The sequence below is a fragment of the Sphaerisporangium krabiense genome (genome assembly GCF_014200435.1).
Classification (GTDB): Bacteria; Actinomycetota; Actinomycetes; order Streptosporangiales; family Streptosporangiaceae; genus Sphaerisporangium; species Sphaerisporangium krabiense.
In genome coordinates this window covers 566419-593168 of the sequence record NZ_JACHBR010000002.1, presented here as the reverse complement: position 1 = coordinate 593168, position 26750 = coordinate 566419, and the positions used below count along the sequence as shown (strand labels likewise).

Sequence of the window (26750 nt, the reverse complement as noted above, 5' to 3'; positions counted from 1 at the left end):
CGTGTCCGGCTGGTGAGGGGTGGGGCGGTGTCCAGCCGGTAAGGGGCGGGCCGGTGGCGGGTGATGTGGGGGGCGTTGGGTCAGTGGGGGCCGGGGGCGGGCTTGATCTGGTCCCGGTGTCGCGGCCGGCGCCCGGTTCGTTCGTCGTGGTGGTCGGCGAAGTAGGCGAGGACGCTCGCCGCCGCGGCGCGGGCCGAGGCGACGCAGGCGGGGACCCCGAGGCCGTCGTAGGCGGCCCCGCAGACGGCCAGGCCCGGCTGGACCGCGACGGCCGCCCGGACGCGGGCCACCCGGTCCAGGTGGCCGACCTCGTACTGCGGCAGGGCGCCGCCCCATCGGGTGACCCGGGTGTCGAGGGGAAGGCCGCGCACGCCCATGATCTCGGCCATCTCGTTCATCGCGAGCGCCACCAGCTCGTCGTCGTCGCGCTGGAGCATGAACTCCTCGCCGAGGCGGCCGATCGAGCAGCGCAGGACCAGCACGCCGGGATCGGCCTCGGCGAGATGAGGCCACTTGACCGTGCTGAACGTGACGGCCTTGACGGGACGGCCCTCGACCGGCGGCACCAGGTAGCCGCTGCCGGAGGGCGGCTCGGGGAACGCGGCGCGCGGGTAGGCCAGGGTGACGATCGCCATGCTGGCGTACTCGACGCGGGAGAGCTCGGCGGCGGCCTTGGGGACGTCGGAGGCGAGCAGCCGGCCCGCGGCGGGCGCCGGGACCGCGACCACCACGGCGTCGGCCTCGATCGTCTCGGGCGCCCTGGTAGGGCCGGTCACCAGGCGCCAGCCCTCGGCCGTGCGCCGCAGCTCGCGCACCATGACGCCGGTCCTGATCTCGGCGCCCGAGGCGCGGGCGACGGCCTCGGGCAGGCCGCCGAGGCCCCCCTTGAGCGTCGTGAAGACCGGACCGGCGTCCTTGGGCGCGTCGCCGACGATGGCGCGGGCGCCCTTCAGCAGGGATCGCTCGGTGCGGGCCACGGCCGCGACGTGCGGCATGGTCGCGTCCAGTGAGAGGGACTCGGAGCGGCCCGCGTACACGCCGCCGAGCAGCGGCTCGACCAGGCGGTCGACGACCTCGCCGCCCATGCGGGCCCGGATGTAGGCGGCCACGGAGACGTCGGAGGTGATGAGCGTGGCCGGGAGGATCTGGTCGGCGGGGACGCGGGCGAGGCCGGCCGGGGAGAGGATGCCCGAGCGGGCCAGCTCACCGAGGTCGGCGGGGACGCCCATGACCTGGCCCTTCGGCATGGCGCGCAGCGCGCCCCTGCTCCAGACGGCGGCGCCGACGGACGCGGGGTGGACCAGCTCGTCGCCCAGCCCGGCGGCGCGGGCGAGCTCGCGGCCCTCGGGGCGGCGGGCGAGCATGGCCTCGGCTCCCTCGTCGACGGGGACGCCCGCGATCTCGGAGACGCGGAGCTTGCCGCCGATCCGCGGGGCGCCGTCGAGGACGGTGACGGCGAGGCCGTCGCCCTCCTGGCGCAGATGCCACGCCGCCGCCAGACCCGCGATTCCCCCGCCCACGATCACGACGTGCCGCCGAGTGCCTTCCATGCCCCAAGACGTTACCCGCCGGCGTCGCCGCCCCGCGCGGCGGCCGGGCCTGCTGTGGACGACGCGTCCCGATCCGGCCGGGCCTGTGGACGGCCGTCCCCACCGGGCCACGAACGGCCCCGCGGCCCGGGCGCCGGGGACCGTGACGGCATTGTGACGCGCGCCGCCCAACCAGGGGCACTCCGCGCCCGTCAACAAGGCATGAGCAGATTACGGTGCCGCACGGCGCTGCCGGCGGCCTTCGTGGTGGCCGGCCTCCTGCTGTCGGGCTGCGGCGGCGGCGACCGCGGCTCCATCGCCACCAGCGACCGGGCTCCGGCCGGGGCGCCGGTGCCCGCGGTCCAGGTCGAGAGCGCCGACCAGAGCGGAGGCTCGGGAGAGGCCGCCCGGCGCGAGCCCGCGGCCGGGCGGACGAAGGCCGCCACCGGGACCGGCCCCGGCGTGGAGATCGCCGGGCCCACGCGGACGATCGTCTACACGGGCGAGATGACGGTCCGCGCCAAGGACGTCACCGCGGCCGCCGAGAACGCCAAGCGGATCGTCACCGCCGCGGGCGGGCGCCTGGACAGCGAGGAGTCGTCCTCGTCCGGACGGCACGGGGACGCGACGCTGGTCTTCAAGATCCCCCCGGACGCGTACCAGCGCGTCGTCGCCCAGCTCGGCAAGGACCTCGGCGAGCGCGAGTCGCTGCGCCAGACCACCGAGGACGTGACCGAGCAGGTCGCCGACGTCGAGAGCCGGCTGAAGTCGGCGCAGGCGTCCCTGGGTCAGCTCCGCACGCTGCTCGGCAAGGCCAAGACCATCGGAGAGGTCCTGTCGGTCGAGCGCGAGATCTCCTCCCGCGAGGCCGACCTCGAGTCGCTGCAGGCCCGCCAGAAGGCCCTGGCCGCGCAGACGGCCGCCGCCACGCTGACGTTGCGCCTCATCGGGCCCGCCGCCGTGGTCACCGAGCCGGAGCCGGAGGACCAGGGCTTCCTGAGCGGGCTGCGGGACGGCTGGCGCGCCATGGTGAACAGCGCGAAGGTGGCGCTGATGGTGCTGGGCGCGCTGCTCCCCTGGCTCGTCGTGCTGGCGGCGCTGTGGTTCGCGGTCGTGCTCGTGCGACGGCCCTCCAGGCGTCGCGCGGCGGCGTCCGCACGCGGCGGCGAGGACGACGGCGCTTCCCCTGACCAGCGCGAGCAGGCGGCCGCGGGGCCTGACACCGGGGTGCCCGCCCCGTAGTCCCGGCCGGCGCGGGATCCCCTGGGCCGGCCCCCGCGCGCGAGCCGCCGGCGAGCAGTGGGCCGCCGTCGGCGACTCGGCCCGGCCGGGTCGCCGACGGCGCGGCCGGGGGATCGCCCAGGTATGCGGGCCCGCCTCCTTGGGGTGGTCCGGCGGCTTCAGCGGGCGGTGGACTCGTGGACGAGGTCGGTGAGGCGGGCGAGCCGGTCGGGGTCGGTGTTCGGCAGCACGCCGTGGCCGAGGTTGAACACGTGCCCCTCGGCCGCGCGCCCGCCGGCCAGGACCTCGCGGGCCCGGCGCTCGATGGCCTCCCACGGGGCGAGCAGCACGGCGGGGTCGAGGTTGCCCTGCAGCGCCTTGCCGGGGCCGACGCGCACGGCGGCCTCCTGGAGGGGCACGCGCCAGTCGACGCCGACGACGTCGGCGCCGGCCTCGCCGAGCAGCCCGAGCAGTTCGCCGGTGCCGACGCCGAAGTGGATGCGCGGGACGTCGAGGTCGGCGAGGCTCGCGAAGATGCGGCTGGTGTAGGGCAGGACGAACTCGCGGTAGTCGCCGGGCGCGACCGCGCCGACCCAGGAGTCGAAGAGCTGGAGCGCCGAGGCTCCGGCGTCGGCCTGCACGCGCAGGTGGGCCACCGTGATGTCGGTGAGGCGCTCCATGAGCGCGTGCCACAGCTCCGGCTCGCCGTACATCATGGCCTTGGTGTGGTCGTGGTTCTTGGACGGCCCGCCCTCGATGAGGTAGGACGCCAGCGTGAACGGCGCGCCCGCGAAGCCGATCAGGGGGATGGGCCCGAGCTCCTTGGCGAGCGCCTGGACGGCCTCGGTGACGTAGGGGACGTCGCCGGGCTCCAGGGGGCGCAGCGCGGCGAGCCCCTGGCGGTCGCGGATCGGATCGGCGATGACCGGGCCCACGCCGGGCTTGATGTCCAGGTCGACCCCGATGGCCTTGAGCGGCACGACGATGTCGCTGAAGAAGATCGCCGCGTCCACGCCGTACCTGCGCACGGGCTGCATCGTGATCTCCACGATCAGGTCCGGCGTCGCGCACGCGGTGAGCATCGGCACGTCGGCGCGGACCGCGCGGTATTCGGGAAGCGACCGGCCCGCCTGCCGCATGTACCAGACGGGGGTGTGCGGCACGGGCAGTCGCCGGCAGGCGCGGATGAAGGCTGACTCGTCGGTCTCGGGATTCACCCCTCCAGGGTGCCATGACCGGGTGCCGGCCCACCTACCGCCCGCGTGCGCATTCGCGCGCCCGCGCACGCAGACCGAAGGTGCCGGAGGCCGGATTCCCGGACGGCGGCGGGCTTCCCGGCGGCCATACCAAAGCTTGCCGCGAAAACGATATTTCCCGGGCGGATGTCCGGTCATGATGATGATGGCCGCGATCCGTACACTATGTCTGGTTCGACGGCCCGGTCGTGGCCCGCGGCGGAGGGCTGGCCTCGTCAACCCGCTCCCAGGCGCGGGTACAGTACGTCTCACGAGAGGTCCGTGATCATGTCGCGGCTGGTTCAAATGTTCGTCAAATCACCGCGCGGCGTCGATTCGGTGACCACTTTCGGGACACGCCGAGCGCGTTGCGGGGAAATGTCGCCGTGACGTGTCAACGTCGGACCAGCCTCGAGTTCACGGACAAGGCCCGCGGGGGAGCGCCGGCCAGGCGGCGCCCAGTCCTGTCCGCGCGAACTCTCGATCTTGGGATCCGACGAAAGGCCCGGCGATGACCGCGATGTGGAGTTCCTCCGAGCACCGCACTGTGCGCGGAATGCGCGGAGAACACAAGGAACGCGGAGTACGGGGAGATCGCGCGAAACGCGGACGGCGCCACGGGCGGCCCACGTGGCCGGCCCGCCGTCACGGGCACGACGAACGCCACGTCCGGAGCTGTGCGGAGCGTGGTGGCGCCCCGGTGACGAGGGCTTGATCACCACCGATGTTTTCCGTGCATACCCCCCTGTTCCCGGCACCACCCGTTCCGGCCTACGCTGCCATCATGACCATCGGTGACGCGCCGCCGGCCCCCGCAGCGTTCAGGCGGGCCCTCGCGAGCCTGCGTCCCGCCGAGGTCAGGCCCGAGATCGAGCTGGAGGACATCCCCGCGCCGCAGCGGCTGGCCCCCTACTCCGGCGCGGTCGGCGGGTCGGTCTACCGCGGCGACGACGAGCTCGCCGTCGGCCGGCTGATCATGCTGTTCGACCCCGACGGCCAGCGCGGCTGGGACGGCCCGTTCCGCCTGGTCGCCTACGTCCGCGCCGACATGGAGCCGGAGATCACCTCCGACCCGATGCTCGGGCCCGTGGCGTGGAGCTGGCTGACCGAGTCCCTCGAGTCCCACGGGGCCGGGTACGCCGCGGCCGGCGGCACCGTGACCCGCGCCGTGTCCGAGGGCTTCGGCAACAAGGCCGCCGATCCGATCACCACCGAGCTGGAGCTGCGCGCGTCGTGGTCCCCCCTGGAGGAGGACCTCTCGGCCCACGTCGCCGCCTGGTGTGACCTGATGTGCCTCGCGGCGGGCATCCCACCCCTGCCACCTGACGTCGCGGCCCTCCCGCCGCGGTCCGCGCGTCGAGAAGACCCGGAGCCCTTCAGGACGTGACCGACGACGAAATCATCCCCGCATCCGAGGTAGTGCCGCTTCTGGAACCCCGTGAGGGCATCCCGCCGGTCATCGAGGACGCCGCCGCGCTCGCGGCGGCCGTCCGCGCGTTCGCGGGCGGCACCGGACCGGTGGCCGTGGACGCCGAGCGCGCCTCGGGCTACCGCTACAGCGGCCGGGCCTACCTGGTGCAGCTACGCCGCGCCGGGGCGGGCAGCGTGCTCATCGACCCGATCTCCTGCCCCGACCTGTCCGAACTCGACGCGGCACTCGCCGGCGCCGAGATCGTCCTGCACGCCGCCACGCAGGACCTGGCCTGCCTGGCCGAGCTGGGCTTCGTCCCGCGCGCCCTCTTCGACACCGAGCTGGCCGGGCGCCTGCTCGGCTACGAGCGGGTGGGCCTCGGCACGATGGTCGAGAACGTCCTCGGCCTGCGCCTGGAGAAGGGGCACTCGGCCGCCGACTGGTCGCAGCGCCCCCTGCCCGAGGACTGGCTCCGCTACGCCGTGCTCGACGTCGAGGTGCTCGTCGAGCTGCGCGACAAGCTCCACGAGGAGCTGGCCGCCGACGGCAAGCTGGCCTGGGCCCAGGAGGAGTTCGCCGCGATCCTGGCCACTCCCCCCTCGCCGCCGCGCACCGACCCCTGGCGGCGGACGTCCGGCATCCACCGGGTGCGCAACCTGCGCGGGCTGGCCGTGGTGCGCGAGCTGTGGACGTTGCGCGACGAGCTGGCCCGCACCGCCGACCTCGCCCCCGGCCGCGTGCTGCCGGACTCGGCGATCGTCGCCGCCGCCCTGGAGCAGCCGCGCACGACCAAGGCGCTGACCGAGATCGCGCCGTTCACCGGGCGCAGCGCGCGGCGCCATCTGCGCGAGTGGCTGAACGCCGTCGGACGGGCGCGGGCGCTGCCGGAGTCGCAGCTCCCCCAGCCGACCGGGCCCGGCGACGGCCCGCCGCCCGCCAACCGCTGGGCCGACCGCGACCCGGCCGCGGCCAAGCGCCTGGCCGCGGCCCGCGCCGCGGTGGCCGCGCTCGCCGACGCCCACCACATGCCCACGGAGAACCTGCTCCAGCCGGAGACGATCCGCCGCCTGACCTGGGAGCCGCCGGCCGACCTCGGCGACGAGGGGGTGTCGGCCCGGCTGCGGGAGCTCGGGGCGCGCGAGTGGCAGATCGCGCTGACGGCGCACCCGCTGTCCAAGGCGCTGGTGCGGCTCGTCGTCAAGGGCGGGCTGGACGAGCCTCCGGCGACGCCGCTGACGGGTTAGCGGGCTCAACGGGCGCGGAGGGCGCGTACGCGGCGGAGGACGCCCATGCCGGGGGGCCGACGCTGTCGCGCAGCACCACCTCTCCGGAGACGTGCTGCCGCCGGGGCGCGTCTTCGTCGGTGAGGGCCAGGTCGAGCGCCATCGCGCCCATGCGCGCCAGCGGCAGCCGCACGGTGGCGAGGGACGGCACGGGGTCGCGCAGGTAGCTGGTGCCGTCGAACCCCGCCAGGGAGAGATCGCGCGGCACCTGGACGCCGTACTCGCGCAGCGCGGCCAGCGCCCCGGTCGCCATGAGGTCGTTCACGGCGAACACGCAGGTGACGCCGTGGTCCATGGCCATCAGCCGGCACGCGGCGTCACGGCCGCCGTCCCGGTCGAAGTCGCCGTGCACCAGGAGCGGCGGCGGCAGGCCGAGGTCGGCGAGCGCCTCGGAGAACCCTCGGGTCCTGTCGATCGCGGTCAGCAGCACGGGCGGGCCGGCGAGCACGGCGAACCGGCGGTGTCCGAGGCCCGCCAGCGCCACGGCCAGGTCGTAGGCGCCCTCGCGGTTCCTCGGCGCCACGGTGTCGGTGCCGAGGACGTCCTGCCCGATGACCGCGACCCGTCCCCCGGCGGAGCGGTACACGTCCAGCTCGGCGCGCTGCCGCCGCAGCACGGCCTCGTCGGCGACGCGGGATCCGGCCAGGAGCACCACCCGGGCGCGCTGGGCGTGCAGGGTGGCCACCAGCGCGATCTCGCGCTCGGGGTCGCGGTAGGTGGTGCCCAGGGTGGTGACCATCCCGTGCCGGTCGGCCGCCCGGATGGCGCCGTCGGCGATGAGCGAGAAGTAGGGGTCGATGAGGTCCTGGATGACCAGGCCGACGACGTTGCTGGCCCCGCGCGCCAGAGTCTGCGCGGTGGCGTCGACGCGGTAGCCGAGCCGGGCGGCCGCGGACTCGACCCTGCGCCGCATGTCCGCCCCCACGTGGCGGCTGCTGCCGTTCAGGACCCGCGAGGCCGTGGCCAGCGAGACCCCCGCGTGCTTGGCGACGTCTTCGAGCGTGGTCATGGCCGCCTCCCGGTGCCGTGCCCCCCGTACGCATCCCCCATACGCACGGTAACCGATGCGTCGCGCCGCTACTTGACGGCCACCCGTGATCCGCTCTCGACGCGGCTGTGCCGCCGGCCGTAGAACAGGTAGACGGCGATGCCCAGGAGCATCCAGAGCACGAAGCGCAGCCAGGTCTCGGCCGGCAGGTTCAGCATCAGGTACAGGCAGGCCAGCACGGAGAGGATCGGCACCACCGGGACGAGCGGCGTGCGGAACGCGCGGGGCAGGTCGGGGCGGGTGCGGCGCAGGATGACGACGCCCACCGAGACCAGGATGAACGCGAACAGCGTGCCGATGTTGACCAGCTCGGCCAGGGCCGACAGGGGGATGAACCCGGCCAGCAGCGCGGTGACGGCCCCGATGATGATCGTGATGACGTACGGCGTGCCGAACCGGGGGTGGACGGCGGCGAGGTTGCGGGGCAGCAGGCTGTCGCGGCTCATCGCGAAGAACACGCGGCTCTGGCCGAGCATGAGGATCATCACGACCGTCGTCAGCCCGGCCAGCGCGCCCACGCTGATGATGCTCGCCAGCCAGTCCTGCCCGACGACGCGGAACGCCCCGGCCAGCGGGGCCGAGCGGCTGAGCCGGTCGTAGGGCTGCATGCCGACGACGACCAGGGAGACCGCGACGTACAGGAAGGTGCAGATGGCGAGGGAGGCGATGATGCCGATGGGCAGGTCGCGCTGGGGCCTCTTGGTCTCCTCGGCCGCGGTGGCGACGACGTCGAACCCGATGAAGGCGAAGAAGACGATCGCCGCGCCGGAGAAGATGCCGAACATGCCGTAGGCGGCGGGGGTGAGCCCGAAGAGCGACTGGATCAGCGGCGCCTTGAGCCCTTCGACGGCCGGGGTGGGCTGCGCGGGCGGGATGAACGGGGTGAAGTTCGCGCTCTTCACGAAGAACAGCCCGGCCACGATGACCAGGAGGATGACCGCGACCTTGATCGTGACGACGACGAGGTTGAGCCGGGAGGACAGCTTGATGCCCGCCACCAGGACGCCGGTGAGGATGAGCACGATCGCCACGGCGGGGACGTTGATGGTGGCGTGGTCGCCGGCCAGGGAGGGAGGCAGGTCGATGCCGAGGCTGGCCATCAGCTCGGCGAAGTACCCCGACCAGCCGACCGCGACGACGGCGCCGCCGAGCGCCATCTCCAGCATCAGGTCCCACCCGACGATCCACGCCGGGAACTCGCCCAGCGTGGCGTAGGAGAACGTGTACGCCGAGCCGGCCACCGGCACCGTGGAGGCGAACTCGGCGTAGCACAGGGCCGCGAGCCCGCAGACGACGGCGGCGATGACGAACGACACCGCGACGGCGGGCCCGGAGGTGTCCCGGGCGACCTGCCCGGTCAGCACGAAGATGCCGGTGCCGACGATGACCCCGACCCCGAACACCGTCAGGTCCAGGGCGCTCAGGTTGCGCCGCAGACGGTGCTCGGGCGCCTCGGTGTCCTCGATCGACCGCTCGATCGATTTCGTGCGGAACATCGACCCAAGTACAGACATCGGCACGCCCCTGATCGCCGTTGACCACGTCGTACGCCTTCGTAAGAAAAGCGCAGGTCATGCCTACCCCCCGGCCGGTCGAACATTCCTTCCCGATTCGGCAGAGCGGTGGCGCGGCGCGCGGACGGAGGCCCGCGGGGCCGGTCAGGAGGCGGGGTGCTCCTCCAGGACGGGGGCACGGCGGGTGACGGTCTCGGTGATCCGGCGGGCCAGATCCTGCCCGGTGAGGCCGAGGTCGGAGAGGATCTTGGCACGCTTGGCGTGGCTCAGGAACTCCTGCGCGACGCCGAACGTGCGCACCGGGACGTCGACGTCGGAGTCCCTGAGCAGGCGGGCCACCGCGTCCCCGACGCCGCCGACGCGGCCGTTGTCCTCGACGACGGCGACGAGCCGGGCGGCGGCCGCGGCGCCGGCCAGCGCCGGGTCGAGCGGCTTGACCCAGCGGGGGTCGACCACGGTGGCCGAGATGCCGTGCGCGTCCAGCAGCGCGGCGGCGTCCAGGCAGATCGAGGCCATGGGGCCCACGGCCACCAGCAGCACGTCGGCGGGCTCGCCGCCGCGCAGGACGTCCATCGCGCCGAGACGGCCCACGGCGGGGATGTCGGGGCCGACGGCGCCCTTGGGGAACCGCAGCACGGTCGGGCCGTCCTCGACCATGACGGCCTCGCCGAGCAGCTCGCGCAGGCGGGCGGCGTCGCGGGGCGCGGCGACCGACAGGCCCGGGACGATCTGGAGGATGGACAGGTCCCACATGCCGTTGTGGCTGGCGCCGTCGTCGCCGGTGACGCCCGCGCGGTCGAGCACGACGGTGACGGGCAGGCGGTGCAGCGCGACGTCCATGAGGAGCTGGTCGAAGGCGCGGTTGAGGAAGGTGGCGTAGACGGCGACCACCGGGTGCAGGCCGCCGAGGGCCAGGCCGGCCGCGCTGGTGAGGGCGTGCTGCTCGGCGATGCCGACGTCGTAGGTGCGGTCCGGGTACGCCTCGGCGAACGAGGCCAGGCCGGTGGGGTGCAGCATGGCGGCGGTGATGGCCACCAGGTCGGGCCGCTCGGCGCCGAGCCGGACCAGTTCCTGGCCGAAGACGTTGGTCCAGCCGTGCGGGCGGGGCTGCTCCTCGCCGGTCAGCGGGTCGAACGGCTGCGGGGAGTGGAAGCAGTCCTCGTCGTGGTTCTCGGCGGGCGAGTAGCCGTACCCCTTGGTGGTGAGGACGTGGACGATGACGGGGCCGCGGAAGTCGCGGGCCCGGCGCAGCGCGGCCTCGACGGCCTGCTCGTCGTGCCCGTCGATGGGGCCGACGTACTTGAGGCCGAGGTCCTCGAACATGACCTGGGGCGCCAGGACGTCCTTGAGGCCCTTCTTGACGCCGTGCAGCGTGTCGTACAGCGGGGTGCCGACGACGGGGACGCGGCCGAGGTTGTGCTTGACGAACTCCAGCATGTGCTCGTAGTTCTGCGTCATGCGCAGGGAGGCCAGGTGGGAGGCCAGGCCGCCGATCGTCGGCGAGTAGGACCTGCCGTTGTCGTTGACGACGATCACCAGCGGGAGGTCGGGGTCCTTGGCGTGGCCGGCGATGTTGTTGAGCGCCTCCCAGGCCATGCCGCCGGTGAGCGCGCCGTCGCCGATGACGGCGACGACCGTGCGCCCGGCCTCGCCGCGCAGTTTGTACGCCTTGGCGAGGCCGTCGGCGTAGGACAGGGCCGTGGAGGCGTGGGAGTTCTCGATGACGTCGTGCTCGGACTCGGCCTGGCTCGGGTAGCCGGACAGGCCGCCCTCCTGGCGGAGGGTCGCGAAGTCGGCCGCGCGGCCGGTGAGCATCTTGTGGACGTACGCCTGGTGGCCGGTGTCCCACAGGATGCGGTCGCGCGGGGAGTCGAACACGCGGTGCAGGGCGATGGTGAGCTCGACGACGCCGAGGTTCGGGCCGAGGTGGCCGCCGGTGCGCGAGGTCGTGGCGACGAGGAGGTCCCGGATCTGGGCGGCTAGGGCGGGCAGCTCGCCGGGCGGCAGGCGCTTGAGGTCGCCGGGGCCCTTCACCGACGCCAAGAGGTCGGGCACGCCCTCGCCAGAACCGCCGATCCGCTGGCTCCGCTCGCTCACGGAATCATCTCCTCCGCCTGTTCGCCGTTCGCCGAGTCTATTTGCCCAAGGATCCCACCCCTGCGCCGCTCCCGTTGGACCCTCACGAAACCTCCATGAGTTGTCCACATTAGATGGGTTTTACGAGGTGTGGGCGTGTCGAGTACCCTCAGCGGGCTATGCGAAAGCTCTCCCTCGCCATCCTTTTAACCCTGGTCACGACCCTGGCGCTGCAGGGACGTTCCTGGGCCTACCCGATCAAGAACGCCCCCATCCTCACCCGCAACGCGCTGTACGCCTCTGGCCCCCTCGGCCCGGCGTCCTGCCCGGAGCCGCCGGTGGAGGCGGGCGACGTCGCCTCGGTCAAGAACTATCTGGTCCCGCTGGTGAAGTGCCTCGACACCGTGTGGGCCGCCCAGTTCAAGAAGGCCCGTCTCCCCTTCGTGAAGCCCGCTGTGAAGTTCATCACCAAGCCGCAGCGGGCGTGCGGCCGCAAGTGGGGCGAGAACATCCAGGCCATCTACTGCAATCCGACGCGGCAGATCGTGTTCCTGCTGGACAAGAGCATCGTGAACGACCCCGGTGACCTGTTCCTCATGGACGTGATCGCCCACGAGTACGGCCACCACGTCCAGAACCTCGCCGGCATGTGGAAGGCCTACGACGGGCTGCCCGGACGCGGCAAGAACGAGTACCTGGAGCAGACCCGCCGGCACGAGCTGCAGGCCGAGTGCCTCGCGGGCGCCTTCATCGGCGCGGTCTGGCCCTCGCTCGACCGCACGGCCGAGGACTGGAACGACCTCGTGGCCGCCGACCGGCGCAGCGGCGACGAGATCGCCGACGTGCGCGACCACGGCAAGGGCCGCAACATCGCCAACTGGCTGAGCCGCGGCTACAAGGCGACGGCGCCCTCCGCGTGCAACACCTGGATCGCCGGCGCCGCGATGGTGGCCTGACCCAGGAATCCACTTGGGCCGCGGCCTCCTCAGAAGGCCAGGCTGCGCATGATCAGCACGAAGGCCGACGCCGCGGCCACGAGCAGGATGCCCGCGCGGACGCGTCCGCCGTCCAGGAAGCGCCTGAGCGGCCCGGAGACGGCGAATCCGGCCACCAGGAAGGGGACGAGCAGGGCGCCCGCGGCGAGCGCCCTGAGGGGCAGCCTGCCGACCGCGGCGAGGACCACGAGGGACTGCGCCGCCGCGAGGAAGAAGTACATCGCCAGCGTCGCCCGGATCCTCGGGCCCTTGTCGTGCTGGTAGACGATCGCGAGCGGGGGCCCGCCGATGCCGGTGGCCGTGCCGGTGACCCCCGAGAGCAGTCCGGCGGCGGCGAGCGTGGCGCCGTTGCGCGGGACGGCCACCGCGGTCGCGGTGACCGCCACCGCGGCCAGCACCATCACCCCGACCAGCACGCCGAGCACCTGGCCGCTGACGTACACGACGACGAGCCCGCCGAGCGCGCCGCCGGGGAGCCTGCCGAGCAGCGCGAAGCCGAGGCCGCGCCAGTCGATCGCGCGCCACTCCACGACCAGCGTGAGCAGCGGCAGCACGGCGTTGACCACCTGCACGGCCGCGGGCATGACCGTGGGGTCGAGGACGGTGATGACCGGCGCGGCGAGCAGCCCCAGCCCGAACCCGACCCCTCCCTGGACCACCGCCCCGGCGAACACCACGCAGCCGGCGATCAGAAGCACTAAAAGATCATGAGTCATGGGCCTCAACGTAGGCGCGGGCCCACCACCTGCCGCAACAGGTTAAAAGGCCCGTCCCAGTACGGGGACGGGCCGGGGTCGACCGGCCCGGCGGACGGGTGCGCCGCGCGGGCCGGTCCTCATCGGAGTCTCGTGACCCCCGAGGGCGGGGCCGCGGCCCCGCCTCCCCTGCTCAGCTCTTGGCCAGCAGGGAGCGCAGGACGTACTGCATGATGCCGCCGTGGCGGTAGTAGTCGGCCTCGCCGGGCGTGTCGATGCGCACGACCGCCTCGAACTCCTTGTCGCCGGCCCTGACCGTCACCGTGGCCGGGGTCGTGCCCGCGTTGAGCTCCTCGACGCCGGTGATCTCGAAGGTCTCCTCGCCGGTCAGCCCGAGCGAGGCGGCGCTCTGGCCCTCGGGGAACTGCAGCGGCAGCACGCCCATGCCGATGAGGTTGGAGCGGTGGATGCGCTCGTAGGACTCGGCGATCACCGCGCGCACGCCGAGCAGGGCGGTGCCCTTGGCCGCCCAGTCGCGCGAGGAGCCCGAGCCGTACTCCTTGCCCGCCAGCACCACCAGCGGGACGCCGGCCGCCTGGTAGTTCGCCGAGGCGTCGTAGATCGTGGAGACCGGTGCGCCGTCCTTCGTGAAGTCGCGGGTGAAGCCGCCCTCGGTGCCCGGCGCGATCTGGTTGCGCAGGCGGATGTTGGCGAACGTGCCCCGGATCATGACCTCGTGGTTGCCGCGGCGCGACCCGTAGGAGTTGAAGTCCTTGAGCGCGACGCCGTGCTCCTTGAGGTAGCGGCCCGCGGGCGAGTCGGCCTTGATCGAGCCCGCCGGGGAGATGTGGTCGGTCGTCACCGAGTCGCCGAGCAGGGCGAGCACCCGGGCGCCCGCGATGTCGGTGACCGGCTCCGGCTCGCTCGGCATCCCGTCGAAGTACGGCGCCTTGCGGACGTAGGTCGAGGCCGGGTCCCACTCGAAGGTGTCACCGGTCGGGATCGGCAGCGACCGCCAGGTCTCGTCGCCGGTGAACACGTCGGCGTAGTCCCGCTTGAACATGTCCTCGCCGATCGAGGAGTTGACGACCTCGGCGACCTCCTCCGGGGAGGGCCAGATGTCCTTGAGGTACACCGGCTCGCCGTCGGAGCCCGTGCCGAGAGGCTCGGTGTTCAGGTCCAGGTCCATCGTGCCCGCGAGGGCGTAGGCGACGACCAGCGGCGGCGAGGCCAGGTAGTTCATCTTGACGTCGGGGTTGATCCGGCCCTCGAAGTTGCGGTTGCCGGACAGCACCGCCGTCACGGCGAGGTCGCCGGACTGGACCGCCGCGGAGATCTCCTCCGGCAGGGGGCCGGAGTTGCCGATGCAGGTCGTGCAGCCGTAGCCGACGAGGTTGAAGCCGAGCTTGTCGAGGTACGGCGTGAGCCCGGCGCGCTCGAAGTAGCCGGTCACGACCTGCGAGCCGGGGGCGAGCGAGGTCTTCACCCACGGCTTGCGGGTGAGCCCCTTGTCCACCGCGTTCCTGGCGAGCAGGGCGGCGCCGATCATGACGTAGGGGTTGGAGGTGTTGGTGCAGGAGGTGATCGCGGCGATCACCACGGCGCCGTGGTCCAGCTCGAAGGAGGAGCCGTCGGAGAGGGTGACCGGGGTGGGGGCGTGCGGGCGGCCCGCGACCGTCCCGGCGCCCGCGGCGACCGGCCGGCCCTCCTTCTTGTCGTGCCCGTCGGCCTGGGCGTTGGAGGCCGGCGAGTCGGAGGCGGGGAAGGACTCCTTGCCCTCCTCGTCCACCACGTCGTATTCCTGCTCGTTCTCCGGCACGAACACCCGGACGTCGCGCCGCCAGGTCTGCTTGGCGGCGTCCAGCGCGATGCGGTCCTGCGGGCGCTTGGGGCCGGCGATGGACGGCACGACGGTGGACAGGTCCAGCTCGATGTACTCGGAGAAGTCCGGCTCGCGGGAGGGGTCGTGCCACAGGCTCTGGGCCTTGGCGTACGCCTCGACCAGCGCGACCTGCTCCTCGCTGCGGCCGGTGAGCTTGAGGTACTTGATCGTCTCGTCGTCGATCGGGAAGATCGCGCAGGTGGAGCCGAACTCGGGGCTCATGTTGCCGATCGTGGCCCGGTTGGCCAGCGGGACGGCCGCGACGCCCTCGCCGTAGAACTCGACGAACTTGCCGACCACGCCGTGGCGCCGGAGCATCTCGGTGATGCGCAGCACCAGGTCGGTGGCGGTCGCGCCGGGGGGCAGCTCGCCGGTGAGCTTGAAGCCGACCACGCGCGGGATCAGCATGGAGATCGGCTGGCCGAGCATGGCGGCCTCGGCCTCGATGCCGCCGACGCCCCAGCCGAGCACGCCGACGCCGTTCTCCATGGTGGTGTGGGAGTCGGTGCCGACGCAGGTGTCGGGGTAGGCGACGGGCAGGGCCCCGCCGTCGCGGACCATCACGACGCGGGCCAGGTGTTCGATGTTGACCTGGTGGACGATTCCGGTGCCGGGCGGGACGACCTTGAACTCGTCGAAGGCCGTCTGGCCCCAGCGCAGGAACTGGTAGCGCTCGCGGTTGCGCTCGTACTCGCGCTCCACGTTGCGCTGGAAGGAGTCGGGGCCGCCGAAGAAGTCGACGACGACCGAGTGGTCGATGACCATCTCGGCGGGGGCCAGGGGGTTGATCCTGGCCGGGTCGCCGCCGAGGTCGCGCACGGCCTCGCGCATCGTGGCCAGGTCCACCACGCAGGGCACGCCGGTGAAGTCCTGCATGATCACGCGGGCCGGGGTGAACTGGATCTCCACGCTGGGCGCGGCCTTCGGGTCCCACGCGCCGAGCGCGGAGATGTGCTCGGCGGTGATGTTGGCGCCGTCCTCGGTGCGGAGCAGGTTCTCCAGGAGGATCTTCAAGCTGTACGGGAGGCGCGCCGACCCCTCCACGGCGTCCAGCCGGTAGATCTCGTACTCCGCGTCACCGACACGGAGTGTGTCACGGCTGCCGAAGCTGTTCGCGGACGTTGCGGGCACGGGGACTCGCCTCCTTGTTCCACTCATCGCCACTGATGATGATGGGTCACGCAGCTGAATGCCGGGTTCGCCCCATAGATCCTGCCGCACCGGTCGACCACCGCTGGTAGTTAGGTAGACCTAACCTTCACCCTCGGCGGCACGATGTCTCGATATCAAGATATCGGGACATGTATCTCGACATCAAGTTACCCCCGACGGGACGGGAGCGCGGCCTCAGGCCACCGCGGGCATGAGCCGCAGGGCGAACAGGCCGATCACGACCACCGACAGCAGCGGGCCGAGGATCTTCACCTCGAACTTCCTGCCCGTCTTGATGCCGATCTTCCAGGGCAGCAGCCAGCGGTGCTGGAGCGGCCACAGGACGGGGCAGCCCCGCTCGGTCAGGCAGTCCCCCACCACATGGGCCAGGCACCCGATCGCGACGGCGAGCCCGAGCCAGTAGTAGTCCAGGCCGCGGGACTGGAAGAAGACGAACGTCGCGGCCGTCAGCGCGATGTTCACCAGCGCCGAGGTGATGGTCTTGCCGGGGATGCCCACGCCGACGGCCCGGATCGCCAGGCCGATCATCAGGACCACCACGATGTCGCGCGCGAGGGGATAGCGGTCGGCGAGGAAGTGCGTGCCCACTCCGGCCACGATCGCGAACGCCAGCGAGTGGGTCGCGTGGCGGTGGCCTCCGCTGGCCCAGTTGACCACTTTGCTCAGCACCCACGTCGCGGGCCCGAAGGTCTGGGCGATCGTGGCGTGCGGGTGGTCGAGGTCGGGCAGCATGGCGGCGCCCGCGCAGATCAGCGCGCCGGCGATCAGCTCGCCCGGGGACAGCACCCCCGAGACCATGGGGGCGAGCTCCGCCAGGGGACCGCCCATGCCGGGAAGCGCGGCGAGCCCCGGCGCGACGAGGAGCCAGGCCGCGGCCCCGCTCAGCGCGTGCGTATGCCCCATCATGCGTAGATCACGTTCGGGGACCTTACGGCAAAATCCTTGCCATACGCGGGAAGTTTGCCATCAACGTACCGGCGTGTCGCTTGCCCCCGGAGGCGGGAAATGCTGCCTACGACGGGTTACGGACAGGTGATGCAGACGTTACGGGACGGTACGTCGGGGAAGTCTGGGGAAGAGCCCAGGAAAAGGCAGACGGGCCGTTCCGCTCCAAGAGCACCCCCCAGCCCTCTCAAAGCAGAACGGACCCGTCGATAGCTGCTAACGCTCGGACCCCGCGGTCTGTTCCCGCATTTTCGTGATCTGCGTCACTCAATTTTGGACCGTGCCTAGCTGGGCATTGACCACAGCCTGAAGGAGCCCCCGATTCCGTGGGCCGGACGCGGCGAATCCCCGGCCGTCACGGGGCTCGCGTCACCAGGGGCACGCAGATCGCCCGCGCCGCCGGGTCGCGCCTTTCCCTCGTCCATGGGTTGTTCTGAGAACGGTAACGATATATCTTTGAGGCATCGAGAGCGATCGATGGTCGATCGTTCAGACAGGGGGAAGACATGTCGTACGCATACGCGAGGCGCGGACCCTTGCCCGACCCGCGCATGATCGGGGACGCCGCCGTGGCCGCTCTGCGCGCCGCCGCCTCGGGCTGGGACCACGGGCATCACCATGGCCCGCACGGCCCGCACGGCCCGCACGGCTCGCACGGTCCCCACGACCACGACGAGCGCCGGGAGCGCCGCGACCGGGGCCGCCGCGGTCCCGGCCCGTTCCCGTGGGAATTCGGGCGCGGCTTCGGGGGCCCCGGATTCCCGTTCGGCGGGGGGCGCGGGCCGTTCGGCGGGTTCGGCCGCGGCGGGCGCAAGGCCAAGCGCGGCGACGTGCGGGCCGCGATCCTGGCGCTGCTCAGCGAGGAGCCCCGCAACGGCTACCAGATCATCCAGGAGATCGCCCAGCGCAGCCAGGGCGGGTGGAAGCCCAGCCCCGGCGCGGTGTACCCGGCGCTGCAGCAGCTCACCGACGAGGGGCTGGTGCGCGCCGAGGAGACCGACGGCCGCAAGACCTTCCAGCTCACGCCCACCGGCCAGGAGTACGTCGCCCAGCATCCGGACGAGGTGCGGGCCCCATGGGAGGAGATGACGCCCGACGTCGACGACACCGTGTACGAGTTGTTCGATCTGTCCCGTCAGGCCGCCGCGGCGCTCTTCCAGATAGCGCAGACTGGAAGCGAAGGGCAGATCGGGCAGGCCAAGCAGGTCCTGGCCCAGACCCGGCGCAAGCTCTACCAGATCCTGGCCGACGGCGACACCTCGGAGGAGTGATCCTCGATGACCTCGCGGGACGATCTGCGGATCGGCGACGCGGAACGCGACGAGGTGATGGCCGCCCTGCGGGAGCACTTCGCGCAGGGCCGCCTCACCCATGACGAGCTGACCGAACGACTCGACACCGTGCTCGCCGCCCGGACGGCCGGCGATCTGCGCCGGGTGACGGCCGACCTACCCGGCCCCGCGCCCGCGCGCGCGGAGCACGACCGGCGCGGCCCCTGGGGGCCTCCCCCGCCGTGGGCGCGCTGGGAGCACCAGGGCCGCCCCGGGCCCCACGCGGGTCCCGCGCCGTGGGCCGGTCCGGCGTGGACCGGCGACCTCGCCGCGCACCACGCCATGCGGGCCGCCCGGCGCGCCCGGGCCCGGCGCCACCACGGCGGCCCGCCGGCGTTCATGATCATTCTGGCGGTCGCCCTGATCGTCTCGCTGGTCTCCGGCTCGCTGTGGGTGATGTTCGGCGTGCTGAAGGTGCTGTTCCTGGTGTGGCTGGTGCTCGCCCTGCTCGGCGTGGCGCACCGCCTCCACCACCACGGCCGTCCCGGCCGCCGCTTCTGACCGCCGCCGCGGGGTGAGCTCACCCGGCCGGACGGGCGCCACGCCCGTCCGGCCATCAGCGTGTCCGGGGAGCGTTCCGGACACGCCCATCCGGAGGGGATCCCGTGCCATCGGTGGCCCTCCGTGGCCGCGCCGTCGCGCCCCGCCCGGATTTGGGCCTTGACGCTCCATGTCAGCCGTCCCATGATCGGCCTGTTTTCTGAAGACCGTTGTCATTCCCGGGTTTCGTCGCCGACGGCTCCGGGCATGGTGGCGCACGTTCTTCCCGCGATGTCCCAGTGACCCCGAGCGAAATCGAGCGATCGCCGAGCAGTCCGCAGCACCTCACAGCACCTCCCCGTACCTCTCGCCACAGCTCCGCGGCGCGACGCCGCGCGGAGTCCGCATCCAACGACGAGGAGCCGCCCATGATCCCGAGCACCGACGACCGTCTTGACCATCGCGCGCGCGAGGCGTCCACGGTGTCCGAGGTCTTCGAGCGGGCGCGCGCGGCGGAGGCGGCGGTGCTGCCCCCTGAGATCTACGGCCCGGAGTTTCGCGCCGCCTACGAGAGCGCCGAGGGCGTGGTGTGGAAGCTCGAACGCCTCCAGCACTTCTCCGAGCCCTACGAGCCGTCCTGGGTGGCCATGACCGAGGGCGACTGGGAACGTTCCCTGCGACTCATCGGCGAGATGCGCGGCTCCCTGCCCGCCGACTACGAGGGCTACGCGGAGTTCCGGCGCGCCCGGGTCGTCGAGTCTCCCCTGACCCCGTACATGCAGTGGGAACTGCACGTCCTGGCGGCGCGCGCCGACGCGGGCGAGCGTCCCCGCGTCGTGCCCGCCTCGGCCGTGCGCCCCTACGAGCCGTCCGGGCCGCTGCCCGAGCTGCTGGTCCTGTCCCCCGGCCTCATGTACGAGGTGCTGTACGACGCCGCGGGCGCCCACCTCGGCGGGCGCCGCATCACCGACCCCAAGGTGATCGCCCCCTGCCTGGCCGTCCTGAAGGACCTCTACGAGCAGGGCGAGGAGCTGCGGGCGTACGTCCGCCGCGAGGTGGCCGAGCTCCCGGCCCCGGCCGCGCGGTCCGGGGCCTGAGCGGCCGTCACAGGCGCGGGTCCACCGGCTCGGACTCCAGGGCCAGCACCGCGAAAACGGGCTCGTGGACCCGCCACAGCGGCTCGCCCTCGGCCAGCCGCGCCAGCGCCTCCAGGCCCAGGGCGTGCTCGCGCAGGGCCAGCGACCGTTTCTTGCCGAGGAACCTGCCCCGCAGCGCCTCGACGGCTTCGGTGTAGTCGGGCCCGTAGATGATCCGCAGGTACTCGCGCCCGCGCACCTTGACGCCCGGCTGGACGCGCCCGGCGGCCGGGTGGACCGGCTTGACGACCATGCCCTCGCCGCCCGCCGAGGTGAGCCCCTCCCACCACTCGGCCGCCGCGGCCCGGGACCGCTCGTCGTCCAGGGAGACGAAGACGTGCCGGGTCGGGGCGATGAGCGGGGAGTCCAGGCGGGCCAGGGTCTCCAGGTGCCAGGAGTGCGGCTCCTCGGCCGCGGTCGCCCGTCCCTCCACCGCCAGGATCTGGAACGGCGCCAGCCGGATGCCCGCCAGGCCCGACACCGGCGCGCAGTACCGCGCGTAGGCGTCGCGGAACAGCGCGGCGTTGGCGGCGCGCCGCCGCGCCCGGCCGAGCGGCTCCGCCACCTCCAGGCCGCGCGCCGCGGCCGCCTCCAGCAGCCGTACCGCCTCCGGCAGGGCCGCACCCGCCGCCGCGCCGACCGAGGCGTACTGCTCCCGGATCAGCCCCTCTGCCTTGGCCGACCACGGAAGCAGCTCGCAGTCCAGCACGAGCCAGTCGGTGCGGAGGTGGTCCCACAGTCCCGCGTCGGAGACCGCCGCCCGCAGCCCCGCGACGAGCTCGCCGGTCAGCCCGGGATCGTCGAAGAAGGGACGGCCGGTGCGGGTGTGCACGGTCCCGCAGGCGCCGCCGGTCACGCCGAAGCGCGCCGCCGCGGCCTCGGGCGTGCGCGCGAGCACGGCGACCGCCCGCGAGCCCATGTGCTTCTCCTCGCACACGACCTCGGCGACCCCGGCGGCGGCGAACTCGGCGAACGCCTCGGCGGGGTGCTCCAGGTACCCGTCCAGCCGGGACGTCTCCGGCGGGGCCATGGTCGGCGGCAGGTAGACGAGCCAGCGCGGGTCCACGGCGAACCTGCTCATGATCTCCAGCGCGGCGGCGGCGTTCTCCTCGCGGATCTTGACCTTGCCGCCGTAGCGCGTCTCGACGTACCGGGTGCCCTGGACGTCGCCGATCGCCAGCACGCCGGGGTCGCGCCGCAGGGGAACGGCGAGCGGCCGGGTGGGCTCGTACCAGACCCGCTCGGCGGGCACCGAGACCACCTCGCGGCTCGGGTAGCGCAGCGCGGTCAGCCTGCCCCCGAACACGCACCCGGTGTCCACGCACAGGGTGTTGTTGACCCACTCCGGCTCGGGGACCGGCGTGTGGCCGTACACGACCATCGCGCGGCCCCGGTAGTCCGTGGCCCAGGGGTAGCGGACCGGCAGCCCGTACTCGTCGGTCTCCCCCGTCGTGTCGCCGTACAGCGCGAAGGAGCGCACCCGGCCCGAGGCGCGGCCGTGGTAGGCCTCCTTCAGCCCGGCGTGGGCGATCACGAGCCTGCCCCCGTCGAGCTGGTAGTGGCTGATCAGCCCGTCCATGAACGCGATCGCCTCGCGGCGGAACTCCTCCGGCTCCGCGGCGAGCTGCTCCAGGGACACCTCCAGACCGTGGGTGATCGACACCTTGCGGCCGCCCAGCGCGCGGGTCAGCTTCTGCTCGTGGTTGCCGGACACGCACAGCGCCGTCCCGGCGGCGACCATGCCCATCACCAGCCGCAGCACGCCCGGCGTGTCGGGGCCCCTGTCCACGAGGTCGCCGACGAACAGGGCCGTCCTGCCCTCGGGGTGGGAGGCGCCGACCGGGCGGCCCGCCGCGTCGCGGCGCAGTTCCCAGCCGAGCGTGGTGAGCAGGGTCTCCAGCTCGGCACGGCAGCCGTGGACGTCGCCGACGATGTCGAACGGGCCGGTCAGCTCGCGCCGGTCGGTCCACGCCTTCTCGTAGGTGACCGTGGCCGTGCCGATGGCCTCGCCCCTGAGCACGTGGACGCGGCGGAAGCCCTCCTTGGAGATCCTCGGCAGCGAGCGGCGCAGGTCCTTGCGCTGCCGGACGACGACGTGGGCGCCGAAGTCCCGCTCGGGGCGCAGCGCGTTGCGTGCCACGGCGACCTCCTCGGGGACGTCGAGGACGATCGCGTCGGCGAGCACGTCGTGGCTCCTGGCCAGCTCGACCAGCTTCTTGCGCGCCTCCCACTGGACGTTGGTGGCGTCCACGACGGTGAGCAGGCCGCGGCGCAGGCGGGTGGCGACGATGTAGTTCAGGACGTCGAAGGCGTCCGGCGTCGCGGCCTGGTCGTTCTCGTCGTCGGCGACCAGGCCCCGGCAGAAGTCGGAGGAGACGACCTGGGTGGGCAGGAAGTGCCGGCGCGCGAACGTCGACTTGCCGCTGCCCGAGACGCCCACCAGCACGACCAGCGACAGCGCGGGCACCTGGACCTCCCTGACGCCCTCCGCGGGCTCGGCCGCGCGCTCGTCCAGGGGCACGTCCGATGACTCTGCCACGGGGTCAGTCACGGGTGAACACTCCCATCTGGGTCGGCGGGCCGAGCTCGGGGTCCTCCTCGCCGACCGGCCGGTACGCCACGCGGTAGCCGTGCTCGGCGCAGACCCGCCCGGCCCAGTCCGCGAACTCCGCGCGGGTCCACTCGAAGCGGTGGTCGGGGTGCCGCATGCCGGTGAGGAACTCGTAGCGCGCGTTGTACTCGCGGTTCGGCGTCGTCACGATCACCGTGCGGGGCCGGGCCACGCCGAACACGACGCGTTCGAGCGCGGGCAGGCGCGGCGGGTCGACGTGCTCGACGACCTCCATCAGCACCGCCGCGTCGTACCCGGCGAACCGGGCGTCGGTGTAGGTCAGCGCGCCCTGGAAGAGGGTGAGGCGGCCGCGGCGCGCCTCGGGCATGCGGTCGAGCCTCAGGCGTCGCGCGGCCAGGGCCAGCGCCCGCGCCGAGACGTCGGCGCCGGTGACCCTCGTCAGCGCGGGGTTCTTGAGCAGCTCGCCGACCAGCCGGCCCGAGCCGCATCCGAGGTCGATGACCGAGCCGGCCCCGGTCTCGGCCAGCGCGGCGAGCACGGCGTCGACGCGCAGCAGGTTGAGCGGGCGCGCCTCGGACCGTGCCGGAGCCTCCCCTGCGGCCTCTGCCGCCTCCGCGGCGGGCTCCTCCACCGGATCGGCGGCGGGCTCCCCGGCCGGCTCGGCGGTGTCGGCCGCGGGCTCCTCCTCGACTGGAGGCTCCAGGTCCTCCTCGACATCGTCGCCGATCTCCGCCAGGCGGGCGAACGCGGCGTGCGTAAGGCCGCTGCGGCGGCCGAGGTAGCGGCGGGTGATCCGCCCCCGCTCGGGGTGGGAGGCCAGCCAGCCCTCCCCCGCGCGGATCAGCTTGTCGACCTCGTCGGGGGCGATCCAGTAGTGCTTGGCGTCGTCCAGCACCGGCAGCAGGACGTACAGGTGGTTCAGCGCGTCGGCCAGACGGACCGCGCCGGTGAGGACGAGGCGCACGTAGCGCGAGTCGCCCCAGGCGGGGAACCGCTCGTCCAGAGGGATCGGCGTGGCCTCGACCCCCCAGCCCAGCGGCTCGAACAGCAGGCCGGCCAGGTCGGCGCCGCCCCGGCAGGGCAGCACGGGCACGGTGACCGTCAGGTCGATCGGGCCCGCGGCCAGACCGGGCCGCGCCTTGCAGATGCCGGCGCGCGCGGTCCTGAAGACGTCGGCGAGCGCCACCGCGAGCATGGACGAGGCCGCGTACGGCCGGTCGTTGACGTACTGGCCGAGGCTGAAGTCGGGCGAGGACGCGGCGCCGCGCGAGCGGGCCAGGCGCACCGCGTCGACGTCGAGCATGAGCGCCGCGGTGCACCGGTCGGCGGTGGCCTCGGGGTAGAAGACGCGGGCGACCCCGAAGGACTGGTCGAACTCCTGCACGCGGTCGGGATGCTTGTGCAGCAGGAAGCCGAGGTCGGTGGCCGGCCGCGTGGTCGTCGAGATGGCGAGCAGCACGTCGCCCGATTTTTCCCTATCTCGATCACCCCGGCCACCGGATTCCCGAGGCCCGCGCGGCTCAGATGTGCGGCAGGATCTCCGCGGCGATCAGCTCCAGGTGGTCCAGGTCGGACAGGTCGAGGACCTGCAGGTAGACCCGTTCGGCCCCGGCCTTGGCGAACGTGCCGAGCTTGTCGAGCACCTCCTGCGGCGTGCCGGTGAGGCCGTTGCGGCGCAGCTCGGGCACCTCGCGGCCGATCGCGGCGGCCCTGCGGGCGACCTCGGCCTCGTCCGCGCCGACGCACACGACCTGCGCGGCCGACAGCACGATCGGCTCGCGGCCCGCCGCCTCGACGGCGTCGCGGACCCGGCCGAACGCGGCGGCGGTGTCGTCGACGGGGTTGAACGGCACGTTGTACTCGTCGGCGAACCTGGCGGCGATGCGCGGGGTGCGCTTGGCGCCGGTGCCGCCGATGATCACCGGCGGGCGGGGGCGCTGCGCGGGCTTGGGCAGCGCCGGGGAGTCCACCAGGCGGTAGTAGGCGCCCTCGAACGAGTAGGTGGCGCCCGGCTCGGTGGTCCACAGGCCCGTGATGATCTCCAGCTGCTCCTCGAAGCGGGCGAACCGCTCGCCGAGCGGCGGGAACGGGATCCCGTACGCCTTGTGCTCGGCGTCGAACCAGCCGGTGCCGAAGCCGAACTCCACCCGGCCGCCGCTCATCTGGTCCACCTGGGCGACGCTGATCGCGAGCGGGCCCGGCAGGCGGAAGGTCCCCGCCGTGACGAGGGTGCCGAGCCGGATGGTGCTGGTCTCACGGGCGAGGGCTCCGAGCGTCACCCACGAGTCTGTCGGCCCCGGGCCGGGGTCGCCGCCCATGTTCAGGTAGTGGTCGGAACGGAAGAAGGCGTCGAACCCGAGCCGTTCGGCCGCCTGGGCCACGCGGAGCTGGTCCTCGTAGGTGGCGCCCTGCTGGGGTTCGGTGAAGATCCTCAATTTCATAAGGCCCATTATCCCGACATCGCATGATCACCTCTTGAGGCACGGGGGGTTCGTACGCAGCGGTGCAACGGGTAGGAAAACGCCCATGGGGGGACTTCCTACGTACTCCCCGATGCTCGCCCAGCCCGGCCCGCTGCCCCCGCCCGCCGTGGACGAGCAGTGGGGGCACGAGATGAAGTGGGACGGCGTGCGCGCCCTCGCGTACGTCGAGGACGCCGCGCTCAGGCTCGTCTCGCGCAACGGCAGGAACGTCACCACCGCCTACCCCGAGCTGTACCCGCTGGCGGGCGCGGTCGGCCGCCGCGACGTCGTCCTCGACGGGGAGATCGTCGCCTTCGACGAGGCGGGCCGGCCGAGCTTCTCGGCGCTGCAGCCCCGGATGCACCAGCGCGACCCGGCGCGCGTCCGCCACCTCGTCGCGACCGTGCCCGTCACGTTCATGCTGTTCGACGTGCTGCACGTCGGCGCCGATCCGGCGATCGGCCTGCCGTACGTGGAGCGCAGGGCGCTGCTGGAGGAGGTCGTGTCGGCGGGCGCGCGCTGGCAGGTGCCCGCCTGGTTCCACGACGACGGCGTGCACGCCCTCGGCCTCAGCAGGCGGCTCGGCATGGAGGGCATCGTCTCCAAGCGCCTGAGCTCCCCCTACCGGCCCGGCAGGCGCTCGCCCGATTGGACCAAGGTCAAGAACTTCCGCGCGCAGGAGGTGGTGATCGGCGGCTGGACCCCCGGCAAGGGCCGCCGCGCCGCCACGATCGGCTCGCTCCTGCTCGGCGTGCACGACGGCGGGCGGCTGGTGTACGCGGGCAACGTCGGCACCGGGTTCACCGAGGAGACGCTGCGCGATTTGCTGGAGGTCCTCAGGCCGCTGGAGAGGGACACCTCTCCCTTCGCCGACGAGGTGCCGCGCGAGCAGGCCAGGGAGGCGCGCTGGGTGGACCCGGAGCTGGTCGGCGAGGTGCAGTACGCCGAGTGGACCCCCGACCACCGGCTGCGCCACCCCTCCTGGCGCGGGCTGCGCGGCGACCTCGCGCCCGGCCAGGTCACCCGCGAGGATCCCGGGCCGCCCCCCATGACGGGCGGCGGCGCCGCCGGGCCGCCCGATCAGCCGCCGCCCGCCGTGCCCAGCCGGTAGCCGACGCCGCGCACGGTCTGCAGGATGGCCGGGCGGCCGAGCTTGGCGCGCAGGTGGGTGATGTGGACGTCGAGGGTGCGCGCCGCGGCCCTGCCCGTGTCGTGCCAGATCTCCAGCAGGAGCTGCTCGCGCTGGACGACCTTCCCCCGCCGCTCGGCGATGCGCGCGAGCAGGCCGAACTCCTTGGGGGTGAGACCGATGGCGCGCCCGGCGCGCCGCACGGTGCGCGCGGCGAGGTCGAGGGTGAGGTCGTCGACGACGATGGTGGCGTTCGCCGCGGCGCGGGGCCGGCACACGACCGCCTGGATCCTCGCCTCCAGCGCGGCCATGCCGAACGGCTTGACCAGGTAGTCGTCGGCGCCGGCGCGCAGCCCGAGGACGCGGTCCTGCTCGGCGCCCCTGGAGGAGAGCAGGATGAGCGGGACGCCGCAGAACCGCCGGATCGACCGGCAGAGGGCGAGGCCGTCCTCGTCGGCCAGGTCGAGGTCCAGGAGGACCAGGTCGTACCCCGTGGCCTGCCCGGCCTCCCTGCCGGTGGAGGCGTGAACGACGGCGTAGCCGTACCTGCGCAGCCCGGCGGCGAAAGCGGCGGCCAGGCAACGGTCGTCCTCGACGAGAAGCACATTCATGTCGCCCCCTAATCGCGGTCCC

Annotated in this window: 20 protein-coding genes; 8 read left to right on the top strand and 12 right to left on the bottom strand. The window is 73.1% G+C overall.

Going from position 1 to position 26750, the window contains the following annotated elements; genetic code table 11:
- Positions 1–80: 80 nt before the first annotated feature.
- Complete coding sequence (hemG, locus tag BJ981_RS30640) at positions 81–1550, bottom strand: protoporphyrinogen oxidase (protein ID WP_184616885.1); 1470 nt, start codon at positions 1548–1550, stop codon at positions 81–83.
- A gap of 201 nt (positions 1551–1751) precedes the next feature.
- Between hemG and BJ981_RS30635 the strand changes: the two genes are divergently transcribed.
- Positions 1752–2771, top strand: coding sequence for a DUF4349 domain-containing protein (locus BJ981_RS30635; protein WP_184616884.1), 1020 nt, complete (start codon positions 1752–1754; stop codon positions 2769–2771).
- A 158-nt stretch (positions 2772–2929) separates the two neighbouring features.
- On the opposite strand, the gene hemE is transcribed toward BJ981_RS30635, so the two are convergent.
- Complete coding sequence (gene hemE, locus BJ981_RS30630; RefSeq protein ID WP_184616883.1) at positions 2930–3967, bottom strand: uroporphyrinogen decarboxylase; 1038 nt, start codon at positions 3965–3967, stop codon at positions 2930–2932.
- Positions 3968–4769: 802 nt separating this feature from the next.
- On the opposite strand from hemE, the gene BJ981_RS30625 reads away from it, so the two are divergent.
- Positions 4770–5372, top strand: a complete 603-nt coding sequence (locus BJ981_RS30625) for a DUF3000 domain-containing protein (protein WP_184616882.1) — start codon at positions 4770–4772, stop codon at positions 5370–5372.
- Positions 5369–6640, top strand: a complete 1272-nt coding sequence (locus tag BJ981_RS30620) for an HRDC domain-containing protein (RefSeq protein ID WP_239139273.1) — start codon at positions 5369–5371, stop codon at positions 6638–6640. The genes BJ981_RS30625 and BJ981_RS30620 overlap by 4 nt, the downstream gene beginning before the upstream one ends.
- On the opposite strand, the gene BJ981_RS30615 is transcribed toward BJ981_RS30620, so the two are convergent.
- The 3 genes from BJ981_RS30615 to dxs all read right to left on the bottom strand — a co-directional run bounded on the left by BJ981_RS30615 (position 6594) and on the right by dxs (position 11296).
- The gene (locus tag BJ981_RS30615) at positions 6594–7688 is read right to left on the bottom strand and encodes a LacI family DNA-binding transcriptional regulator (RefSeq protein ID WP_184616881.1); all 1095 of its coding nucleotides are present in this window, start codon (positions 7686–7688) and stop codon (positions 6594–6596) included. The genes BJ981_RS30620 and BJ981_RS30615 overlap by 47 nt on opposite strands.
- 68 nt (positions 7689–7756) lie before the next feature.
- The gene (locus tag BJ981_RS30610; protein ID WP_275422300.1) at positions 7757–9223 is read right to left on the bottom strand and encodes an amino acid permease; all 1467 of its coding nucleotides are present in this window, start codon (positions 9221–9223) and stop codon (positions 7757–7759) included.
- A 162-nt stretch (positions 9224–9385) separates the two neighbouring features.
- The gene (gene dxs / locus BJ981_RS30605; protein ID WP_184617677.1) at positions 9386–11296 is read right to left on the bottom strand and encodes a 1-deoxy-D-xylulose-5-phosphate synthase; all 1911 of its coding nucleotides are present in this window, start codon (positions 11294–11296) and stop codon (positions 9386–9388) included.
- 200 nt (positions 11297–11496) lie between these two features.
- On the opposite strand from dxs, the gene BJ981_RS30600 reads away from it, so the two are divergent.
- Positions 11497–12273 (top strand): neutral zinc metallopeptidase, encoded by a 777-nt coding sequence (locus BJ981_RS30600; protein WP_184616879.1) that lies wholly within the window; start codon positions 11497–11499, stop codon positions 12271–12273.
- Positions 12274–12302: 29 nt separating this feature from the next.
- Here the strand turns inward: BJ981_RS30600 and BJ981_RS30595 are convergent, their stop codons facing one another.
- From BJ981_RS30595 to BJ981_RS30585, 3 genes are all read right to left on the bottom strand, one after another.
- On the bottom strand, positions 12303–13010 hold the full coding sequence (locus BJ981_RS30595; RefSeq protein ID WP_307837824.1) for a TSUP family transporter: 708 nt from the start codon (positions 13008–13010) through the stop codon (positions 12303–12305).
- A 190-nt stretch (positions 13011–13200) separates the two neighbouring features.
- Entirely contained in the window at positions 13201–16020 is a 2820-nt protein-coding gene (locus BJ981_RS30590) for an aconitate hydratase (protein ID WP_184616877.1), read from the bottom strand.
- Between the two features lie 216 nt (positions 16021–16236).
- Entirely contained in the window at positions 16237–16968 is a 732-nt protein-coding gene (locus BJ981_RS30585) for a metal-dependent hydrolase (protein WP_184616876.1), read from the bottom strand.
- Positions 16969–17513: 545 nt separating this feature from the next.
- Between BJ981_RS30585 and BJ981_RS30580 the strand changes: the two genes are divergently transcribed.
- From BJ981_RS30580 to BJ981_RS30570, 3 genes are all read left to right on the top strand, one after another.
- Positions 17514–18278, top strand: a complete 765-nt coding sequence (locus tag BJ981_RS30580) for a PadR family transcriptional regulator (RefSeq protein ID WP_184616875.1) — start codon at positions 17514–17516, stop codon at positions 18276–18278.
- A 6-nt stretch (positions 18279–18284) separates the two neighbouring features.
- A complete protein-coding gene (locus tag BJ981_RS30575) occupies positions 18285–18839 on the top strand; it encodes a DUF1707 SHOCT-like domain-containing protein (RefSeq protein ID WP_184616874.1) in 555 nt (184 codons plus the stop codon).
- Between the two features lie 407 nt (positions 18840–19246).
- Positions 19247–19915 (top strand): DUF6879 family protein, encoded by a 669-nt coding sequence (locus BJ981_RS30570; protein WP_184616873.1) that lies wholly within the window; start codon positions 19247–19249, stop codon positions 19913–19915.
- 7 nt (positions 19916–19922) lie between these two features.
- Here BJ981_RS30570 and BJ981_RS30565 read toward each other — a convergent pair whose 3' ends face one another.
- From BJ981_RS30565 to BJ981_RS30555, 3 genes are all read right to left on the bottom strand, one after another.
- Complete coding sequence (locus tag BJ981_RS30565; protein ID WP_184617676.1) at positions 19923–22469, bottom strand: polynucleotide kinase-phosphatase; 2547 nt, start codon at positions 22467–22469, stop codon at positions 19923–19925.
- A 28-nt stretch (positions 22470–22497) separates the two neighbouring features.
- Complete coding sequence (locus BJ981_RS30560) at positions 22498–23985, bottom strand: 3' terminal RNA ribose 2'-O-methyltransferase Hen1 (protein ID WP_184616872.1); 1488 nt, start codon at positions 23983–23985, stop codon at positions 22498–22500.
- A 61-nt stretch (positions 23986–24046) separates the two neighbouring features.
- Positions 24047–24967, bottom strand: a complete 921-nt coding sequence (locus tag BJ981_RS30555) for an LLM class F420-dependent oxidoreductase (RefSeq protein ID WP_184616871.1) — start codon at positions 24965–24967, stop codon at positions 24047–24049.
- A gap of 85 nt (positions 24968–25052) precedes the next feature.
- Between BJ981_RS30555 and ligD the strand changes: the two genes are divergently transcribed.
- Positions 25053–26099, top strand: coding sequence for a non-homologous end-joining DNA ligase (gene ligD, locus BJ981_RS30550; protein ID WP_184616870.1), 1047 nt, complete (start codon positions 25053–25055; stop codon positions 26097–26099).
- Here ligD and BJ981_RS30545 read toward each other — a convergent pair.
- A complete protein-coding gene (locus BJ981_RS30545; RefSeq protein ID WP_184616869.1) occupies positions 26069–26728 on the bottom strand; it encodes a response regulator transcription factor in 660 nt (219 codons plus the stop codon). The two genes, ligD and BJ981_RS30545, sit on opposite strands and share 31 nt — an antisense overlap.
- Between the last annotated feature and the right edge of the window lie 22 nt (positions 26729–26750).

Coding starts and splice junctions, on each gene's coding strand:
- hemG (WP_184616885.1), bottom strand. CDS start 1,550: ATGGAAGGCACTCGGCGGCACGTCGTGATCGTGGGCGGGGGAATCGCG.
- BJ981_RS30635 (WP_184616884.1), top strand. CDS start 1,752: ATGAGCAGATTACGGTGCCGCACGGCGCTGCCGGCGGCCTTCGTGGTG.
- BJ981_RS30625 (WP_184616882.1), top strand. CDS start 4,770: ATGACCATCGGTGACGCGCCGCCGGCCCCCGCAGCGTTCAGGCGGGCC.
- BJ981_RS30615 (WP_184616881.1), bottom strand. CDS start 7,688: ATGACCACGCTCGAAGACGTCGCCAAGCACGCGGGGGTCTCGCTGGCC.
- BJ981_RS30610 (WP_275422300.1), bottom strand. CDS start 9,223: ATGTTCCGCACGAAATCGATCGAGCGGTCGATCGAGGACACCGAGGCG.
- BJ981_RS30600 (WP_184616879.1), top strand. CDS start 11,497: ATGCGAAAGCTCTCCCTCGCCATCCTTTTAACCCTGGTCACGACCCTG.
- BJ981_RS30585 (WP_184616876.1), bottom strand. CDS start 16,968: ATGATGGGGCATACGCACGCGCTGAGCGGGGCCGCGGCCTGGCTCCTC.
- BJ981_RS30580 (WP_184616875.1), top strand. CDS start 17,514: ATGTCGTACGCATACGCGAGGCGCGGACCCTTGCCCGACCCGCGCATG.
- BJ981_RS30575 (WP_184616874.1), top strand. CDS start 18,285: ATGACCTCGCGGGACGATCTGCGGATCGGCGACGCGGAACGCGACGAG.
- BJ981_RS30570 (WP_184616873.1), top strand. CDS start 19,247: ATGATCCCGAGCACCGACGACCGTCTTGACCATCGCGCGCGCGAGGCG.
- BJ981_RS30555 (WP_184616871.1), bottom strand. CDS start 24,967: ATGAAATTGAGGATCTTCACCGAACCCCAGCAGGGCGCCACCTACGAG.
- ligD (WP_184616870.1), top strand. CDS start 25,053: ATGGGGGGACTTCCTACGTACTCCCCGATGCTCGCCCAGCCCGGCCCG.
- BJ981_RS30545 (WP_184616869.1), bottom strand. CDS start 26,728: ATGAATGTGCTTCTCGTCGAGGACGACCGTTGCCTGGCCGCCGCTTTC.